Raw genomic sequence first — 937 nt, 5'->3', positions numbered from 1 at the left:
CTGGACGCTGGCGGGCTCACGCACAAAGCCGCTGGCCGAGCCGGGAGGCACATCGTCCAGCAGCAGACTGATGCCGTTGTTGAGCTCGGCAATGCCCGGTACGCCGCGATGGGTATTGGCGTGCGTTTCGCCCACCAGCGCGACCCACTTGTGTGGCCCCTGTTGAAGCTGGTCGGCGCGGATCACCTGGGTCGCAAAGTAGTTGAACATTGATGTCCTGGAGGCGGGCATGCCGTCCACCCGCAAGCTGGCGACACAGTCGAGTGCGCGGATCCGCACGTTATGCTTCATCGCCACCTGCACCAGGCTGACAAAACCGTAGGGGCTGTCGGCCGGTACGCCGTGGCCTTTGTCCAATGCGTTGAGGTAGCTCCACAGTTCATCTGGCATAAAGCCCAGGCTGTGGACGATATCCAGGTCGGCCTGATGCAGCTCGGTGGTGAGTTGCTCCATGTACAGGGTTTTTACTTCTCGCGGGCCCTTCAGGTATTCCATGTGCCGGCTGAGGAAGCCTTTGCTCGACGTACCGGCGTGGGCTTCGCCGACTACCAGGCCATCGGCGGTGTCCAGCAGTTGATCGATAAATTTCGCCTCATCCAGGGCCGGGTCGACCGCAGGCAGTGCTCCCCGAGCAGGCGGTGTGTGTTCGGTAAAAAACGCCTGGGCCTGATCCTGAAGTTTTTTGCGGGTCTGGTCGAAGGTGGTTTGCGCCGCGCGACGGCTGCTGGCGGTCTCCCTGTAGGCGGTGGCGAAGAGCGCTTCACGCGTGCCTATCGGCAAGGTGATTTCCTCGCTGATCAGGCCCAGGTGTTCATGGGGCAGGTCAAAGGTGCTGAAGTGGCGCGGCGCCTCAACAGGCAGAGGGCGCGTTGGCCGTAGCGCGTGTGAGCGCTCCACCGAGGGCCCCGGGTGCGGCGCCGGTTGGCGTGCCGTGTGC

At 63.4% G+C, this 937-nt stretch carries 1 protein-coding gene; it reads right to left on the bottom strand.

What is annotated here, in order from left to right; genetic code table 11:
- On the bottom strand, window positions 1-937 hold a 937-nt coding region (locus tag HX846_RS35155), incomplete at both ends, for a membrane-targeted effector domain-containing toxin (protein ID WP_218645523.1).

Source organism: Pseudomonas sp. K5002 (assembly GCF_013386655.1).
Classification (GTDB): Bacteria; Pseudomonadota; Gammaproteobacteria; order Pseudomonadales; family Pseudomonadaceae; genus Aquipseudomonas.
The sequence above is the reverse complement of the archived record's forward strand: the minus strand, read 5'-3'. Positions and strand labels throughout refer to the sequence as shown.